The following is a 17122-nucleotide window of genomic DNA, read 5'->3' on the forward strand; positions in this document are numbered from 1 at the left end:
GCACATGGCTGATTCCCAGACTGCAACCTCCGCGCCCGAGTTTAAGAGCGCCCACTTTATCGGTATCGGCGGCGCCGGCATGAGCGGCATCGCCCTCGTTCTGCACGAGCGCGGTTATGCCGTTACCGGCTCCGACCTTAAGACGTCACGTTATATCCGCCAGCTTACCCGCGCTGGTGTGAAGGTACATGTGGGCCATGAGGCCGCCACGATCGACGAGGTCAAGCCCGACGTGGTTGTTGTCTCCACCGCTATTCCGGAGTCCAACCCTGAACTCGTGCGCGCTCGCGAGCTTGGTATTCCCGTGTGGCCCCGTGCCAAGATGCTCTCTGCCTTGGGCCACGGCTACACTACCGTCGCTGTTGCCGGCACGCACGGCAAGACCACCACGTCTTCGATGTGCGCCACCATGCTCGACCGCATGGGTCTGGATCCGAGCTTCCTGATCGGTGGCATCGTCGAGGGCTATGACACGAACGGCAAGAACGGCTCGGGCGACTACTTTGTCGCCGAGGCCGACGAGTCCGACAGCTCCTTCCTGTTCCTGAACCCCAACGTGGTCATTGTGACCAACGTCGAGGCCGACCACCTCGATCACTACTCGGGTATCGAGGAGATCGAAGCGACTTTCGCCAAATTCATGAGCCTGGTGGGCGAGGACGGCACCGTCATCGTCTGCGGTGAGGACCCGCATCTGGTCGAGCTCGCCAAGTCGACGGGCCGTCACGTGCTTTCCTACGGCTTTGCCGAGAGCAACGACATCGTCTGCATGCACCCGGATGTCAAAGGCATCCAGAGTGACTTTATCGTTCGCTTTGAGGACGGCACTGAGCATGCCGTGGAGATCAAGAGCAATCCCGGTCGCCACAACATGCTCAACGCCACGGCGGTGCTCACCGTCGCCCATGTCCTGGGCCTTGACATCGACGCCGCCGCCAAGGCGCTCTCGAGCTTTGAGGGCGTCCGCCGTCGCTTTACCCACGTGGGCGATATCGATGGCATCACCGTGGTCGATGATTACGGCCATCACCCCACCGAGATCAAGGCGACGCTTGCTGCCGCTTCGTCGCTGGGCTACAAGCATGTCGACGTCGTGTTCCAGCCGCACCGTTATTCGCGCCTGCAGGCCCTGTGCGACGACTTTGCCGATGCATTTGCCAATGCCGATAAACTGCTGCTGATTGATGTGTTCTCGGCTGGCGAGATGCCCATTCCGGGTGTTACCTCTAAGATGCTCGCCGATACCGTGCGCGCCAAGCATCCTGGCAAGGAGGTCGTGTACTGCTCCAGCCGTCTTGAGCTCAATCAGGAGCTCGAGCAGATGGTGGGCGAGGGCGATCTGCTGCTCACTATGGGTGCCGGTGACGTTACGACCGTCGGTCCCGAGTTCATTGAGTATCTGACTGCCAAGAAAGACGCTTAAGTCTAATGGGTCTGTTTAACGCCGTCATGGCGCTCTCGGGCATGATCGACACGGATGTGATCGAGGACGAGCGCCTTGCGCGTCATACGAGCTATCGTATCGGCGGCAAGGCCGACCTCTTTGTGACGTGCCATAGCTATCATGCCCTCCGCCGCGCCGTGGCGGTGCTCGATCGCGAGCAGGTGCCGTGGGTCATCATAGGCAAGGGCTCCAATCTGCTGGTTGCCGATGGCGGTTATCGCGGCGCCGTCATTTCGCTCGGACGTGAGTTTCAGCGCACGGTTGTTGCCGATGACGGTTGTACGCTGACGGTCGGTGCGGGCGTGATGTTTGCGCGCCTGGTCAACGATGCCCTGTCGCGTAGCCTCTCGGGCCTTGAGTTTGCCGTTGGCATCCCTGGCTCGGTTGGCGGTGCGATATCTATGAATGCCGGCACACGGACCGAGTGGATTGGCTCGCTGGTTGAGGATGTCGTAACGTTTGACCCGGCATCCGGTATCAAGCATTATGCGGGGTCCGAGATCACTTGGGGCTACCGCGAATGTAGCCTTCCCCGCAATGAGATTATCCTCGAGTGCGTGCTCAAGCTTAAACCGGCGCCCAAGGCCGACATTCGCGAGCGCATGGAGCGGTACCTGACGAGGCGCAAGCGTACGCAGCCCATGGGTCGCGCATCCTGCGGGTCGGTCTTTCGCAACCCGCCCGATGCGAGTGTGGGCAAGCTTATCGAGGATTGTGGATTAAAGGGTTTTTCGATTGGCGGCGCGGAAGTTTCGCCCGTTCACGCTAATTTTATCGTTAATAACGGAACTGCCTCGGCCGATGACGTTGCCGCGGTTATCAGACATGTGCACGGAAAGGTGAGGGAGGCGTATGGCATCGAGCTCAGACCGGAAGTTAAATTCCTCGGCTTCTAGAGCATCGAAACCCACCTTCCGCCGCGCCGGAGGGCGTTCCGGCGCGCCTGTCAAACCTCAACGCAATACCGTCGCGCACTCTAAGTCTGTCGGGCATGCTCGACAGACCAGTCGTCCGGTTGTCGGCTCGCAGCTCGGTAATCGTCCGGCCGCAAAAAAGTCCTCGCGTCCCTCGGTGACGTCAAAGCCTGTTATGGGCGCCAAACCCGCCCGTCCCATGGCAACTCCTAAGCCCTCGACGGGAACTAAAGCGCCGCGTCCAGGTCGCACGCTGGGCGCATCGAAACCGCGCTCGCTGACATCGGTGCTGGCTACCGCCAAGAAGCCTTCGGGTAAAAAAGGCGTCAACCCGTTGTCTTCACTTGGGGCGATGGTAAATAAAACATCAGACGCCGCTTCTGTTGTTGCAGGCAAAGGCAAAATCGTGGGCGGCGTTCTGGCCGCCTTGGCCGTGCTCGTCGTCGTTGCCATCGTGGTGATCAACTCTGGATTGTTTACCGCCACTGATATTCAGATTCAAGGCAGCGAGCATGTGACGAAGCACGATGCTATCCAGCTGATCGATTTGCCCGAGGGAACGTCGCTTTTTAACGTCGATCCCGACCAGATTACCGAGGACCTCAAGGAGAATCCGTGGGTCTCGGGCGTGGATGTCCAGCGTCAGTTCCCGCATACGCTCATCATTACGCCGATGGAGCGCAAGGTCATCGCAATTGCCTATATCAGTTCCGATGACCTTGCCTGGGCCATCGGGGGTGATGACACCTGGATCGCCCCGCTGTCGACGTCGGTCGAAGTGGACGACCAAGGCAACGTCATCACGACAGGGCAGGGCTCAAATACCTTGACCGGAATCGATGCCGCGCTGGCGCTCGCTAAGCACTATGGCGCGGTGTTGTTGACTGATGTCTCGGCGGATGTCGCTCCGGTTTCCGGCCAGGCAGTGAGCTCCAAGGCCGTTAAGGCTGGCTTGGATTATGTGCGTGGTTTTTCGAGCGAGTTCTTGGGACAAGTCAAGGATATTTCCACGCCTTCGGTCGAAGCCATCTCGGCAAACCTCAATAACGGCATTGAGGTGTCGCTGGGCGATTCGAACGATATCGTCAAGAAGGAGCGCGTAGTCACCAAGCTGCTTTCGCAGGTAGAGGGCGTAACGTATATCAATGTGCGCTCTCCGGGTAACTATACATTTAGGAACGCTCCGACCTCGTAGCGCTGGTTGATGCTTTGTTGAGGGGCCATACCACGCCGTTTATCTGGTTTGTTTGGTTTTCACGGTCAATTATTTGACTGATACGTTCATAATGTGCAAACATAATACGGTTTACCTTTGCATTTACTTTCAACCTGAAGGTTAATGTGCGCAGGGGTCGACCCATGCTATGGCTATAACCTTTGTTCGGAGGACCGACATGCACGAGACAGAGATCAACAACTACCTTGCCGTCATTAAGGTGGTCGGCGTCGGCGGCGGCGGTACCAACGCGGTCAATCGAATGATCGAAGAGGGCATCCGCGGCGTCGAGTTTGTTGCCATCAACACCGATGCTCAGGCACTCGCGATCTCTGATGCCGATATCAAGGTGCACATCGGCACCGACCTTACCCGCGGCCTGGGCGCCGGCGCCAACCCCGAGGTTGGCCGCAAGGCTGCCGATGAGTCCCGCGACGACATTGCCGAGGCGCTCGCTGGCGCCGACATGGTGTTCATCACCTGCGGCGAGGGCGGTGGCACCGGTACCGGCGCTGCTCCCATCGTTGCCGATATCGCGATGAACGAGGTCGGTGCGCTGACCGTCGCCGTCGTGACCAAGCCCTTCACCTTCGAGGGCCGCAAGCGCAAGAAGAGCGCCGAGGAGGGCATTAAGACCCTCTCCGATTGCGTCGACACCATGATCGTCATCCCTAACGATAAGCTGCTCGACATCGCCGAGAAGAAGACCACCATGCTCGAGGCCTTCGCGATTGCCGATGGCGTCCTTTCCCAGGGCACCCAGGGCATCACCGACCTCATCACCGTCCCCGGTATCATCAACCTGGACTTCGCCGATGTTAAGACCATCATGAAGCAGGCCGGTACCGCCATGATGGGTATCGGTACCTCTTCTGGGGACACCCGTGCCGTCGACGCTGCCCAGCAGGCCATCTCCAGCCCGCTGCTCGAGAGCTCCATCGATGGTGCCACGCGCGTGCTGCTCTCCATCGCCGGTTCCAAGGACCTGGGCATCCAGGAGATCAGCGACGCCGCCGACGTTGTCGCCAACGCCGTCGACCCCGAGGCCAACATCATCTTCGGTACCGTTGTCGACGAGTCCCTGGGCGATCAGGTGCGTATCACCGTCATCGCTACGGGCTTCTCCGACTCCAACGTCAACCGTCAGGACGAGCTCTTTGCTGCTCAGCAGTCTCAGAGCAAGGCCGCTGCCTCCGCTGAGCCGCAGCGCACCGCTCCTGCCACGAGCCCGGCTCAGGCCGCTCCGACCCGCAACGTCGGTGGCACCGAGCTTCCTAACTTCGGCAACGATCAGTTCGAGCTTCCCGACTTCCTGAAGCGCGGTAGCTTCTAAGTCGTTCTTTGCATTGTTGTGCACAGGGGCGTGTCCGTATGGACGCGCCCTTTTTATTTCGACTTTGTAAACTAGAACCTCCAATCTCTTTACGTTCCCTTTACGATTGCCTCCAGCGCAGCAGGTATCCTTTTAGAGAAGTATGACAGCCGTATAAACGCGGGCTGTAGCGGCGATGCCGCGGTACTTGTGTTATTAGGAGGCTTTAGTATGGCAGCACGTGCGGACAAAGTTTCGCGTGTCGACCATGATGGAGTTACGTTGGTGGAGGGCGCGACATCCGATGTTCGCTTTGCCTTCACCGAGCGCGCCGGTGGCGTTTCCGAAGATGCGTACTCCTCACTCAACTTGGGCTCGCATGTTGGCGATGACCCCTTTGCTGTTCAAGAAAATCGTTGTCGTGCGCTCGAGGCTATGGGTGCCGCCGAGTGCGAGCACAACCTGCTCGTTCCCAATCAGGTCCATGGTGATCATATCGTTGCGGTGACCTCGAACGGCGCCGATGACCTTGAGGACGTTCGCGAGCAGATTGCCGAGGGCTGTGATGCCATCGTCTGCACGGCGCATAACGTGCCCGTGCTGCTCTGCTTTGCCGACTGCGTTCCCGTGGTGCTGGTGGCCCCCGGCGGATTTGCCGTGGTGCACTCCGGTTGGAAGGGCACGATTGCACGTATTTCCGCCAAGGCGTGCCAGGCGCTTTGCGATGCTGCCGGTTGCGATGCGAGCGACGTTTCCGCCTATATCGGCCCCCATATCTTGGGTGACGAATATGAGGTATCCCAGGAACTCATGGATCGCTTTGCCGCCGAGTTCTCTTGCATCGATGCGAATACCTCTCGCATGCTTGATCTTTCCGCTGCCATTCGCGAGGCGCTGGTAGATGTCGGTGTCGACGCGGATAATATCGTGGATACCCAGCTTTCGACCGTGCGTCAGAACGACCGCTTTTATTCCTACCGTAACGAGGACGGCACCTGTGGGCGCCATGCTGCGATCGGCGTGATGCTATGAGAAAGATCGTATCGGTCCTGAGCGCCGCTGTGCTTACGCTTACGCTGTGCGCCTGTTCTTCGGGATCTTCTAGCTCTTCCATTACCGTGGCCGGCTCCACGACCTGCCTTCCTATCGCCGAGATTGCGGCCGAGGGCTTTAAGGAGGAGACCGGCATCGACGTGCTCGTTTCCGGTTTGGGTTCTTCCGCTGGGATCGAGGCCGTCAGCGCCGGCACGGCCGATATCGCCAGCTCCTCCCGTGGACTCAATGCCGACGAACAGGATCTGGGCCTGACTCCCATCGTCATCGCCCACGACGGTATTGCGGTCATCGTGAACGACGACAACCCCGTCGATAACCTCTCGACCGAGCAGCTCCGCGATATCTACGCCGGCAAGATTACCAATTGGAAAGAGGTCGGTGGCGAGGACCTGAGGATTCAGGTCATCAACCGAGACGAGGCGTCCGGTACGCGCGAGGCCTTCCGTACCATCGTGATGGATGGCACGCCGTTCGATCGCCGCTCGGCTGTTCTTTCGGGTACGGGCCAGGTGCGCGACGTGGTATCTCGTTCGCGTGGGGCCATCGGCTACATTTCGCTGGGCTTCGTCGATAGCCTCAACGCCAAGACCTCGGTCAAGGCTGTCTCGGTCAATCATGTTGAGGCGTCCGAGAAGACGGTCGCGAGTGGCGGCTATCCCATCTCGCGCGACCTTTACTTCTTTGTGAAGGGTGCGCCTTCGCAGCAGGCGCAGGATTACATCGACTACGTGACGTCCGAAAAGATGGACAAGCAGATTCGCGAGGCGGGCTTTATTCCCGTCACCAACGACGAGAAGGGGAGTGAGTAGCATGGAAGCACAGGAAAACTCCCAGACTGAGCAGAATGCTCAGGCACCCAAGAAGCGCGAGCTGGCGCTCGTATCGCGCAGTACCTATATCAAGGAGAAGGCGCTGCAGTGGATCTTCTTTGCCTGCGCGTTTTTGGCGGTCGTTACCGTCATCCTGATTTTTGTCTTTACCACGTACTCGGCGCTGCCCGTCTTTACCGACATCGGTCTGGCGGACTTCTTTAGCTTTACGTGGGCGCCCTCTGAGGGCCACTACGGCATCATGTCGCTGCTTGCCGGCTCAGGTCTGGTGACCGTCGGTGCGCTCGCCATGGGCGTGCCGCTGGGCGTGGGTACGGCCGTTTACCTGGTCGAGATTGCCAGCAAGCGCGTGCGCAAGCTCATCAGCCCCGCCGTTGACCTGCTGGCGGGCATACCCTCCATCATCTACGGCTTTTTCGGCATGATCATCATCCGCCCGTTTATCGCACAACTGACCGGCGGCCTTGGTTTTGGTGCGCTGACGGCGTGGTTTGTGCTCGCCATCATGATCGTCCCTACCATCACCACGCTCACCATCGATGCCCTCAATTCCATTCCCATGGGCATTCGCGAGGCATCGTATGCCATGGGTGCTACTAAGTGGCAGACCATCTATAAGGTCGTGCTACCTGCCGCTAAGCTGGGTATCGTGGATGCCATCGTGCTGGGTATGGGCCGTGCCATCGGAGAGACCATGGCCGTGCTCATGGTCGTGGGTAACGCCCCGGTTATTCCCGACAGCATTGCGAGCCCTATCTCGACGCTCACGAGCGAGATCGCGCTCGACATGAGCTATTCCTCGGGTCTGCATCGCTCGGCGCTGTTCGGCATGGGCGTGGTCCTGTTTATCATCTCCGCCACGCTGGTGGGCATCGTCCGTCTGATTTCCAAGAAGAAGAGGGGGTAGGCTATGTCCGATTCCGTTGACACGACGGTCGATACGACCTCGTCGCGCGAGCGCATCAAGCGTGCCCTTTCCCACGGCAAGAAGGGCCGCATCAACAAGGACCTGTCCAACAAGATCATGCTTGGCGTGTTTCGTGCCGCTGCCTACATCACCACGCTGGTGCTGGTCGCTATCATCGCCTACGTGGTCATCAACGGCCTGCCACACATCTCGCTCGACTTTATCTTCGGTTGGCCCCAGGGCGTCAACGCCGAGGGCGGAATTTGGCCCACGATCGTCTCGACCGTCTACGTGACGGCGCTCGCCATGCTTATCTGCACGCCGATCGCTGTGCTGGCAGCCGTCTATCTGGCCGAGTACGCCAAGCAGGGCAAGGTCGTCGAGCTCATTCGCTACGCTGCTGACGCTTTGGCCTCGGTGCCCTCCATCGTTATGGGCCTGTTTGCCTACGCCTTGTTTGTCGAGGCCATGGGCCTGGGCCTTTCGATGGTCTCGGCCGCCCTGGCACTCGCGCTCTTGATGCTTCCCATCGTCATGCGTACCACCGAAGAGGCCATTCGCGCCGTTCCGCGCTATATCCGCTGGGGCGCATATGGCCTGGGCGCCACCAAGTGGCAGGTTGTCTCCAAGATCGTGCTTCCTTCTGCCTTTGGCCGTATTGCCACGGGCATCGTTCTCGCCATCGGCCGTGCCATTGGCGAGACCGCGGTGGTGCTCTATACCATGGGGCAGGCCATCAATCTACCTATTTCGCCGCTCGATTCCGGCCGCCCCATGACGGTTCACCTGTATCTGCTTGCCAACGACGGCATCAACATGAACGCAGCCTACGGCACCGCGCTCTTGCTGATGGTGATCATTCTGGCCTTCAACCTGTTTGCGCGCTTCCTGTCGCGCAAGCGTCGCTAGTTAAGGAGTCCCATGTCCGTTTATCAGTCCGCTCCCACGTTGGAGCAAGCGGCCATTACGGCCAAGGATTTCAACTTTTGGTACGGTGACTTTCATGCGCTGACGGGGCTTGACCTCAACATCGCCAAAAACGCCATCACCTCCTTCATTGGCCCTTCGGGCTGCGGCAAGTCGACGTTTTTGCGCTGCATCAACCGCATGAATGACCTGATCGAGGGCACGCGCGTCGAGGGCACCATGACGCTCGACGGCAACGATATCTATGTCGAGGGTGTCGACCCGGTCGATCTCCGTCGTCGCGTGGGCATGATCTTTCAGCAGCCCAACCCGTTCCCCAAATCCATCTACGAGAATGTCGCCTTTGGCCCTCGTCTGCAGGGCGTGACTAGCAAAAGTGACCTCGATGACATCGTGGAAGAATCGCTCAAGCGCGCCAACCTCTGGAAAGAGGTATCCAATCAGCTCAACAAGGATGGTTTGGCGCTCTCGGGCGGTCAGCAGCAGCGTCTGTGCATCGCGCGCGTGCTTGCGGTGCAACCCGATGTCCTTCTGATGGACGAGCCCTGCTCCGCCATCGACCCCACGTCCGTCTCTAAGGTCGAGGATCTGATGGCCGAGCTGGCGCCCGAGATGACGATCATCATCGTCACGCATTCAATGCAGCAGGCAGCTCGCATTAGCGACTACACCGCATTCTTCTTGCAGGAAGTTGCCGGCGAGCCCGCTACGCTCATCGAGTATGGTCAAACCGACGCGATCTTCACCAGCCCGGTGGACTCGCGGACGGAAGACTATATCACCGGCCGCTTTGGCTGATCGGTGCGACTAGTCCCAAGCCGATCGGATCTGGTCCGGTGCGTATTCACTGTGCGGGCGGCATGACCGCACCCAACTGATTGGAGTGAACCATGCGCAAACTGTTTTCCCGTCAGCTCATCGAGGCCCGTCACGAGATGCTGAGCATCTACGAGGCCGTCGATCTGGCCCTCCACGATGCCGTGAAGGCCTATGTGACCGACGACCGCAAGCTCGCCACCAAGACCAAGAAGCGCACGCTTTCGATTGACGCACGCTGCGCCAACCTGGAGGCCGTCTGCTACAACCTGATTGCCACGCAGTCACCGGTCGCCTCCGACTTCCGCTTGCTGCAGACGATCATCTACGTCGACTTTAACCTGCAGCGCATGACCGATAAGGTTCGCCAGATTTGCCGCGCCACGCGTCATATGATCAAGGCCGACATCTCGCTGCCCAAGGAGCTTGTCGGCACGGTCGAGGCCGAGGCTGAGGCCGTCTACCAGGTGCTGGGCTCTTCGCTTTCTGCGCTCGTCACCAACGACATGTCCATCATCTGCAACTTGGCCGTCGAGGACGAGCCAGTGCACGCCGCCTACGAGAAGTTCTTCCGCACCTTTAACCGCATGGACACGGGCGATTTTATGGACGACGACAGCAACTATGACGACCTGCGCCGCGCCATCATGGTATCGCGCTATCTCGATCGCATCGCCTCGATTTCCATCGATGCCGCCTGCCGTCTGACCTTCCTGTTGACCGGACAGCGTATGACTGCCGGTGATATCGCCTGCACTGATGAGGATGAGCTCGAGAGCATGCGCGTGCCTTCGGGCGAGGGTGTTATCATGAGGCCCGCCGTCGATGCACGCTACGTTGCCAAGGTGCCCGTTAACGAGGTCAGCGAGGGTCTTCGCTACCTGCTCGATCATCTTGAGGATGAGGACGATGGCGAGGACGACGAGGAGTAAGTAACCCCGTTCGTCGAAAGATTGTAAATACCTAAGTGAGCGCGGCCTTGCACATGCGGGGCCGCGCTCTTGCGTTAGCATGGGACTACTTGTTTGGCTGTCAGCGGAGGCGATTGGCAATGGATAACTATTTGGACTTGATGCGCGCTCGCCGCGAGCAGATTCTGGAACGTTTTTATGCGGCGCTCGATCGCGCGGGCCGTCCCCACGACGCCGCGAGCCTCATTGCCGTGTCCAAGACCGTTGGTGTCGATGAGACCGTTGCCGCCATCCAGGCGGGGTATCGCCATTTTGCCGAGAACCGCCCGCAGGAGCTGGTTCGCAAGCTCACGGGTCTGGCGGAGCATCCGGAGCTGCCCGAGGTGCGCTTCGATATGATCGGCAACCTGCAGACCAATAAGATCAATGCGGTGCTGGGCTCAGCCGAGCTGATTCACTCGGTGGGTTCGCTGCATCTGGCGCAGGCGATCTCGAGCCGTGCTGTTCGCAAGATTGAGGCAGGCGAGCTCGTCGGCCCCCAGCGTGTGCTCATTGAGGTCAATGTGAGTGGTGAGGAGTCGAAGGGAGGCTTTTCACCCGATGAGATTCGCGCCGCCGCGGGTGAGCTTGCAGAACTTGAGGGAATTTGCGTACAGGGGCTTATGACTATGGCGCCCCGGGGGAATAAGGATGTGGCACGCCGCACCTTTGCGGGGCTTCGTGAGCTGAGGGATGAGCTGGAGGCGGCGCATCCCGATTTGAACCTGCCTGAGCTTTCCTGCGGTATGAGCGAGGACTTTGAGTCTGCCCTTGAGGAGGGCTCTACGCTCGTTCGCCTGGGCAGGGTAGTATTTAGCCCGGAGTTTGCAGTAAAATAAGGCTCTGAAGTGCGCACTGATTATCGGGGCGCCTGCACTAAACCGCGAGAGGACACAACCATGGGCTTCCTTGACGAGATTAAAAATAAGATGCACCTGGGCGGCCAGCAGGGTTACGACCAGGGTTATGGCCAGGACGACGACTACGGCTACGATGACGGCTACGACGATGGCTATCAGAACAACGGCTATAGTGGTGCTTCGGGCGAGGGCTTCTACACCCAAGACGAGCCGAGCAACGGCCTGCTTGGCCAGACGCGCCGCGGTGAAGCTGAGTCGGTTGCCGTGTATACGCGCTCCGGTCAGCTGGTCGGCGATGACTCCCGCCATGCCACGACGTATAACCCGCCTTCGCGCTCGCAGGACAGTGTTGCGAGCGGTTATCGTCCTGGTGCCTATGACACGCCGTCGAGCTACGCCGAGAATACCCGCGCCCGTGCCGCCGCTGCACCCGCGCCTGCACCGAGCGATGCCTCGGCCTATGCGAGCAATATCATCAACGCCACGCCGCAGCTGCCGGCCTATGTCCTGCGCCCCGAGAGCTATGACGACGTGGAGACCGTGGTGCGCCGCGTTCGCACCAAGCAGCCTGTCGCACTGATTTTTGTGGGCGTACGCACCGAAGTTGCCAAGCGCGTCTTGGACTTCTCTTACGGCTTTGCCTGCGGTCTGGGTGCCACGGTCAAGGAGGTGGGCGACCGCGTGTTCATGGTGCTGCCCGCCGGTTGCGAGGTCAAAGATTCCGATCTCAAGAAGCTTCGTGCCGACGGCTACCTTAAGTAAAGACAAGACGAGGAGATTCCCATCAACATCTACACTATCGTCCAGCTGGTCAACACGCTGTTCAACTTCTATTCCACGCTCATTGTCGTCTACTGCTTTATGACGTGGATTCCCATGAAGCAGGGTGGTTTGCTTCAGGATATTGCCGCGGTGCTTGATAGCGTGTGCGGTCCGTGGCTCAACCTGTTCCGTCGTTTCATCCCGCCGATGGGCGGTATCGATTTTTCGCCGGTCGTTGCGATTATTGCGTTGCAGTTGGTGCAGAGGCTGGTTCTGCAGCTTCTTATAGGTATACTCGTGTAGAACTGACTTAGTAACTTACGTCGGGCGTGTAGCGCCGAGGCGATGAAAAAGGAGACTTGTTATGGCTATTACCCCTGCAGACATCCAGGCTCAGACTTTCTCTGAGGCCAAGCGTGGCTACGATCCTGCTGAGGTCGACGTCTTCTTGGAGACGCTGTCCTCCGAGGTTGACGCTATGCTCGCTAAGATCGTCGACCTTAAGGGTCGTCTGACTGCTACCGAGCAGCAGCTTGCCGATGCGCAGGCTCAGCTTGCCCAGGCTCAGGATGCCACCGCCCAGGCCGTTCCTGCCGCCCCCGTGGCTGCTCCCGCCCCTGACTTCTCCGCTCAGGAGCGCCAGATTTCCGCTGCCCTGATCGCTGCCCAGCAGACCGCTGAGACCATCGTTAACGATGCCAACGAGAACGCTGAGCGTATCCGCAATGAGGCTGACGCCAAGGCCCGCGAGGTTATCCGCCAGGCTCTGACCGAGAAGCAGGCCGAGCTCGAGGAGATCGATCGTCTCAAGGCTTCCCGTGAGGAGTTCAAGGCAGAGTATCTCAAGCTCATCCAGCACTTCATGGACGATGCCCAGAACTCCTTCCCGGCCGACCTCATGGCCTCCACGCCGGTCGGTTCTGCCGCTTCTCCTGCGGTGACTGTTCCCGCCGAGCCGCTGCCCGTCGCTGACCCGGTTGTCCCCGTGGCCGATCCCTTTGCCCCGATCGACAACTTTGCTGCCGACGACCTGGACTAACATTCGGCCTACAATTTAGCGCCTAGAAAGGACCCGCAGCTTGCGGGTCCTTTTTTATGACTGTGCAGGGGCGCGCAACATAAAAAACCGAGCCCTGCACATTGTGGCGCAGAACTCGGCGAATGGGTGAGCGGTAAAAGGTAGGTTTTAGGGCATGTGCCAAAAACTACTTGAGGAGGAAGTTGGGGAGGGGAATGGTACGGGCCTCGCGATGCTCGGGATCGGCGATGTGGTCGGCGGGATAGCCACAGACGAGCATGTGATAGGGATAGACGCCCTTGGGCAGATTGAACTGCTCCTGTGCCACCTCAGGCTTAAAATGGCATACCCAGCACGTTCCCAGGCCCTGCTCGGTGGCCTCCATCATCATCTGATCACACACGATGGACGTATCGATTTCGCTGGAATTCATCTGATCATACGGGCGCACCCAAGCATCATCGGTAACGCTGCAAATAAGAAAGACAAGCGGAGCCCCAAAGATAGACCCATCACGAGCAAACCGAGGCTGACAAGCAGCAGCCTTCTCCAGAAGCTCAGGCGTATCCAACACCATCACACGGGTTGGATGATTATTACAAGCAGAAGGAGCAATACGCCCAGCCTCAACAATGGCATCCACCACAGCCTGCTCAACAGCCCGAGCCTCAAATTCACGACAAGAATAACGAGAACGGGCCAGATCCAAATATCCCATAACCAAACCCTCCAAATTCAGTGTATCAACCCAAAGTAAAACAAAGGGTACCCAAAGCCCCATCCAGACAAACGTTTAAGGCGGTCCCAAAGTTCCCAATCGGGCTCAAAGGCCCTGCCAACAAAAGCCTCATTGCTTTCAAAGTATCAGCCAAAGTTCCCAATGGTGGTACGTAAGGCGAAGGGACGGCCACGGTTTGCTTTCGAACGACTCTGCAAAGCAGCCGGAGTGAGAAAGCAAACCGTGGCCGGCCCTTCGCCGCCGGGACACGTACCCCCAATTAACTGTTCTTCATGACAATCGAATCCACAACATCTGCCACGTTCTCGCAGCAGTCGGCGCAGTACTCCAGGAAGGCGTACACGTCGCGCCAGGCGATGACCTCGAGCGGATCCTTGCCGTTGACATGCAGGTTGCGCATAGCGTTGATGTAGAGCTCGTCGGCCTCGGACTCGATCGTGTTGATCTGGATGACGAGTTCGCGCAGGGTCTTGGACTTGCGGTAGTTGGGCAGCTCGACCATCAGGTCTTTCATGGCGCGGCAGGCGTCAGTCACCTTGTGGGCGATGACGATGGCGTCGGGATGGATGCTCTGGATGTTGGTGAAGTAGACGCGCTGCACGACGCCCTCGATGCGGTCGAGTACGGTGTCGAGTGAGCAGCTCATCAGATCCAGATCCTCGCGCTCGAGCGGGGTGATAAAGGCGGTGAGCAAGGCGTCTTCGAGCTCATGGTGCTTCTTGTCTGCCGCATGCTCAATCGCATGCATCTTATCGAGCATGTCGTGGATCTGCGCGGGGTCAAAGTTCTCAAAAATCTTGGTGAGCAGCTCGGCTGCCTGAACGGCGAGGTCGGCGCAGGCAACGTAGTTATCAAAGTAGAACGAATCGGGTTTCTTTGCCATGGGTGGGTCCTTTCGAGGCGAAGACGGGTGGGCGAAGTGTTGCAGTCCGGATGGACGCTCGGTTTGATTAGAGGAACATCATGAACAGCTTGGCCATGACAAAGCTGATGAGTCCGCAGGCAGGGAAGGTGAAGAACCAGGTGAACATCATGTCCTTGACGACGCCGAAGTTGATGGCCGAGAGGCGCTTGACGGCACCGACGCCCATGATGGCGCAGGTCTTGATGTGTGTGGAGGACACGGGGATGCCGGTAAGGGTGGCAAGCAGCAGGTTCGCGGCGCCCGCCAGGTCGGCGGAGAAGCCCTGGTACTTTTCGAGCTTGACCATGCTCTGGCCGACGGACTTGATGATGCGCTCGCCGCCCACGCTGGTGCCGATGCCCATAGTGGCCGAGCACAGCAGCATAATCCAGATGGGGATGCCTGCATCGCCGACGCTCGTCTGGCCGCTGGCAAAGGCCACGCCTAAAAAGAGCACGCCGATGAACTTCTGTCCATCCTGCGCGCCGTGCATAAAGCTCATGGCCGCGGCGCTCGCGATCTGAGCGTATTTAAAGAAGACATTGGCACGTCGCCTGTTGGCGGCGGCGAAAAGAATCGAGACGAGCTTGCACAGGACCCAGCCCATGACAAAGCCCAGGCCTATGGAGAGCGCCAGGCCGTAGATGACCTTCATCCACTCGTGGACGTTGACGCTGCTCGCACCGCCGAGGGCGATGGCGGCACCGGTCAGGCCGGCGATAAGGCTGTGGCTTTGCGAGGTGGGGATGCCAAAACGCGACGCTGTGGCGCCGTAGACGACGATGGAGAACAGCGCCGCGCATAGGCAGGCGAGCGCCATGGTGCTGTTTCCGCCAAAGTCGACGATATGTGAGATGGTGTTGGCGACGCTCGCGTTAAAGTGCGTCATGATGAGCACGCCGAGGAAGTTGAATGCGGCGCTCATGAGAATGGCGGCGCGGGCGGGCATGCAACGCGTAGTGACGCAGGTCGCGATGGCGTTGGGCGCGTCGGTCCATCCATTGACGAAGATGGCGCCCAACGCGAGGATCACGGTGACGGCAAGGACTGGGTTCGACACAATTTGGCCGAGGAAGGTTGAGAACGTTACGTCCATATATGGGCTTTCTCGAAGTTTGCAGACACGTTACAAAAACATGATAAATCGTATCACCTCCTGCGGGTCTCTTTACCGAGTTCTGATGGGAGAAGTGAACTTTTTGGCACTAAAATTGAATATTAGCCCTGTTGACCGCGGGTGTTCTTTTTGCTAACACGCCATGCGGACACGTGCGATTACTACGACACTCCAAAACCACAGTCTGTTCGCTTTACAACATGCAAACATGCGTTCGATAATAGGAGGCATGGAATATCGACAGACAGACGGCAAAACTCGGCGCGTGCACAAGCAGTATGTGGACGTCGTGGCCCGCATCCTCGCGGGCGGACAGGTCGTGCCGGTCACCGTCTGCTGGGTCGACGGCCGTTGTTTTACGATCGACGAAATTATCTCGACCACCGGGTTTGGCCTGATGGTCCACGGCATCCGTACGGCAACATATAAGGTGCGTTTTGGCGGGCACGCGACCGAGTTGTATCTGGAGGACCAGACGCGCGAGCGGGCAGACGGCTCGCAGGCACACGTGATGCGTTGGTGGGTCTGGGCCTTTGATCGTACGCTTGAGGGCGAGCGCCGTAGGTAAGGACGTGTGGCATTCGGGTACAATGGCAGGAATCTTGTCACCTACGGCGCTGTCGTGCGCTTTTTGAAAGGACGAAGTATGAACGATATCCAGGGCTATCAGAACGGCCCCATCGAGACCGGTGCAAGCCGTGCCAAGGAGATGTCGCCGCGCGCGTACAACCTTGTCATGTCTGCCCTGATCTTTTTGGGCTTTTCCGCCATGGGCGTCGGTGCTTACTTTACGAGCACCATGTCGTTTGCGCGCATGATGATGAGCGGCGCCGCTTTGCCGCTGGTCTTTGGCTCATTTATTTTGACCATCGTCGGCATGGTCATGATGTCGGCCGCCGCCAGCAAGCAGTCCGTGGGCCTGTCCCTTGTGGGCTACGTAATCTTTGCGAGCACCTTTGGCCTGACCGCGTCGTTTGGCCTTGCCAACTACGACCTGCCCACCATCAACACTGCCTTTATCGCCACGGCCGCCATCACCTTTGTCTTTGGCGCCTTGGGCGTGACGTTCCCCAAGTTTTTCCAGCGCGTATATGGCATCGGTTTTGGCATTCTGCTCGCAACTATTCTGGTTGAGATCGTGCTGATGTTCATGGGCGTCTCGCAGACCATCACCGATCTGATCGTGATCGTGGTGTTCGCCGGCTTTATTGGCTACGACACCTATGTTGCCACGACGGTGCCGCCTACGCTGCCCAACGCCGTGCTCATGGCGTCCAATCTGTTCGTGGACATTATCAACGTGTTCCTGCGCATTTTGAACATCCTCGGCCGTCGCGATTAAAGCGCGGC

At 58.9% G+C, this 17122-nt stretch carries 19 protein-coding genes; 16 read left to right on the forward strand and 3 right to left on the reverse strand.

The window, feature by feature from the left end:
• Nucleotides 1-4 precede the first annotated feature (4 nt).
• The 14 genes from murC to AAAX34_RS03785 all read left to right on the forward strand — a co-directional run bounded on the left by murC (nucleotide 5) and on the right by AAAX34_RS03785 (nucleotide 13033).
• The gene (murC, locus tag AAAX34_RS03720; RefSeq protein ID WP_055286074.1) at nucleotides 5-1423 is read left to right on the forward strand and encodes a UDP-N-acetylmuramate--L-alanine ligase; all 1419 of its coding nucleotides are present in this window, start codon (nucleotides 5-7) and stop codon (nucleotides 1421-1423) included.
• Nucleotides 1424-1428: 5 nt separating this feature from the next.
• Nucleotides 1429-2340, forward strand: coding sequence for a UDP-N-acetylmuramate dehydrogenase (murB, locus tag AAAX34_RS03725; RefSeq protein WP_006234257.1), 912 nt, complete (start codon nucleotides 1429-1431; stop codon nucleotides 2338-2340).
• A 217-nt stretch (nucleotides 2341-2557) separates the two neighbouring features.
• Nucleotides 2558-3553, forward strand: coding sequence for an FtsQ-type POTRA domain-containing protein (locus AAAX34_RS03730; RefSeq protein ID WP_349110005.1), 996 nt, complete (start codon nucleotides 2558-2560; stop codon nucleotides 3551-3553).
• A 199-nt stretch (nucleotides 3554-3752) separates the two neighbouring features.
• Entirely contained in the window at nucleotides 3753-4907 is a 1155-nt protein-coding gene (gene ftsZ / locus AAAX34_RS03735) for a cell division protein FtsZ (RefSeq protein WP_022094491.1), read from the forward strand.
• Between the two features lie 210 nt (nucleotides 4908-5117).
• Nucleotides 5118-5918, forward strand: coding sequence for a polyphenol oxidase family protein (locus AAAX34_RS03740; RefSeq protein ID WP_196033197.1), 801 nt, complete (start codon nucleotides 5118-5120; stop codon nucleotides 5916-5918).
• Nucleotides 5915-6751, forward strand: a complete 837-nt coding sequence (locus AAAX34_RS03745; RefSeq protein WP_138374475.1) for a phosphate ABC transporter substrate-binding protein — start codon at nucleotides 5915-5917, stop codon at nucleotides 6749-6751. The genes AAAX34_RS03740 and AAAX34_RS03745 overlap by 4 nt, the downstream gene beginning before the upstream one ends.
• A 1-nt stretch (nucleotide 6752) precedes the next feature.
• On the forward strand, nucleotides 6753-7679 hold the full coding sequence (gene pstC / locus AAAX34_RS03750; protein ID WP_349110007.1) for a phosphate ABC transporter permease subunit PstC: 927 nt from the start codon (nucleotides 6753-6755) through the stop codon (nucleotides 7677-7679).
• A 3-nt stretch (nucleotides 7680-7682) separates the two neighbouring features.
• A complete protein-coding gene (pstA, locus tag AAAX34_RS03755) occupies nucleotides 7683-8588 on the forward strand; it encodes a phosphate ABC transporter permease PstA (RefSeq protein ID WP_349110008.1) in 906 nt (301 codons plus the stop codon).
• A gap of 12 nt (nucleotides 8589-8600) precedes the next feature.
• Complete coding sequence (gene pstB, locus AAAX34_RS03760; protein ID WP_117758727.1) at nucleotides 8601-9404, forward strand: phosphate ABC transporter ATP-binding protein PstB; 804 nt, start codon at nucleotides 8601-8603, stop codon at nucleotides 9402-9404.
• A gap of 92 nt (nucleotides 9405-9496) precedes the next feature.
• A complete protein-coding gene (locus AAAX34_RS03765; RefSeq protein WP_006234247.1) occupies nucleotides 9497-10354 on the forward strand; it encodes a PhoU domain-containing protein in 858 nt (285 codons plus the stop codon).
• 119 nt (nucleotides 10355-10473) lie between these two features.
• On the forward strand, nucleotides 10474-11211 hold the full coding sequence (locus tag AAAX34_RS03770; protein WP_117746754.1) for a YggS family pyridoxal phosphate-dependent enzyme: 738 nt from the start codon (nucleotides 10474-10476) through the stop codon (nucleotides 11209-11211).
• 60 nt (nucleotides 11212-11271) lie between these two features.
• Nucleotides 11272-11994, forward strand: a complete 723-nt coding sequence (locus AAAX34_RS03775; protein WP_006234245.1) for a cell division protein SepF — start codon at nucleotides 11272-11274, stop codon at nucleotides 11992-11994.
• Between the two features lie 57 nt (nucleotides 11995-12051).
• Entirely contained in the window at nucleotides 12052-12297 is a 246-nt protein-coding gene (locus AAAX34_RS03780; RefSeq protein ID WP_227790178.1) for a YggT family protein, read from the forward strand.
• A gap of 61 nt (nucleotides 12298-12358) precedes the next feature.
• Entirely contained in the window at nucleotides 12359-13033 is a 675-nt protein-coding gene (locus AAAX34_RS03785) for a DivIVA domain-containing protein (RefSeq protein ID WP_006234242.1), read from the forward strand.
• Between the two features lie 166 nt (nucleotides 13034-13199).
• On the opposite strand, the gene AAAX34_RS03790 is transcribed toward AAAX34_RS03785, so the two are convergent.
• The 3 genes from AAAX34_RS03790 to AAAX34_RS03800 form a co-directional block, all read right to left on the reverse strand.
• Nucleotides 13200-13730 (reverse strand): nitroreductase family protein, encoded by a 531-nt coding sequence (locus tag AAAX34_RS03790; protein WP_349110009.1) that lies wholly within the window; start codon nucleotides 13728-13730, stop codon nucleotides 13200-13202.
• A 280-nt stretch (nucleotides 13731-14010) separates the two neighbouring features.
• Nucleotides 14011-14634 (reverse strand): DUF47 family protein, encoded by a 624-nt coding sequence (locus AAAX34_RS03795; RefSeq protein ID WP_055309822.1) that lies wholly within the window; start codon nucleotides 14632-14634, stop codon nucleotides 14011-14013.
• 67 nt (nucleotides 14635-14701) lie between these two features.
• Nucleotides 14702-15751: an inorganic phosphate transporter gene (locus AAAX34_RS03800; protein WP_006234237.1), complete on the reverse strand. Its 1050-nt coding sequence runs from the start codon at nucleotides 15749-15751 to the stop codon at nucleotides 14702-14704.
• A 286-nt stretch (nucleotides 15752-16037) separates the two neighbouring features.
• Here AAAX34_RS03800 and AAAX34_RS03805 point away from each other — a divergent pair, with 286 nt between their 5' ends.
• Both AAAX34_RS03805 and AAAX34_RS03810 read left to right on the forward strand, forming a co-directional pair.
• Entirely contained in the window at nucleotides 16038-16340 is a 303-nt protein-coding gene (locus tag AAAX34_RS03805; protein ID WP_349110011.1) for a hypothetical protein, read from the forward strand.
• Nucleotides 16341-16418: 78 nt separating this feature from the next.
• On the forward strand, nucleotides 16419-17114 hold the full coding sequence (locus AAAX34_RS03810) for a Bax inhibitor-1 family protein (RefSeq protein ID WP_349110012.1): 696 nt from the start codon (nucleotides 16419-16421) through the stop codon (nucleotides 17112-17114).
• The last annotated feature ends 8 nt before the right edge of the window (nucleotides 17115-17122 follow it).

It is taken from the genome of Collinsella sp. CLA-ER-H4, from assembly GCF_040092395.1.
Classification (GTDB): domain Bacteria; phylum Actinomycetota; class Coriobacteriia; order Coriobacteriales; family Coriobacteriaceae; genus Collinsella.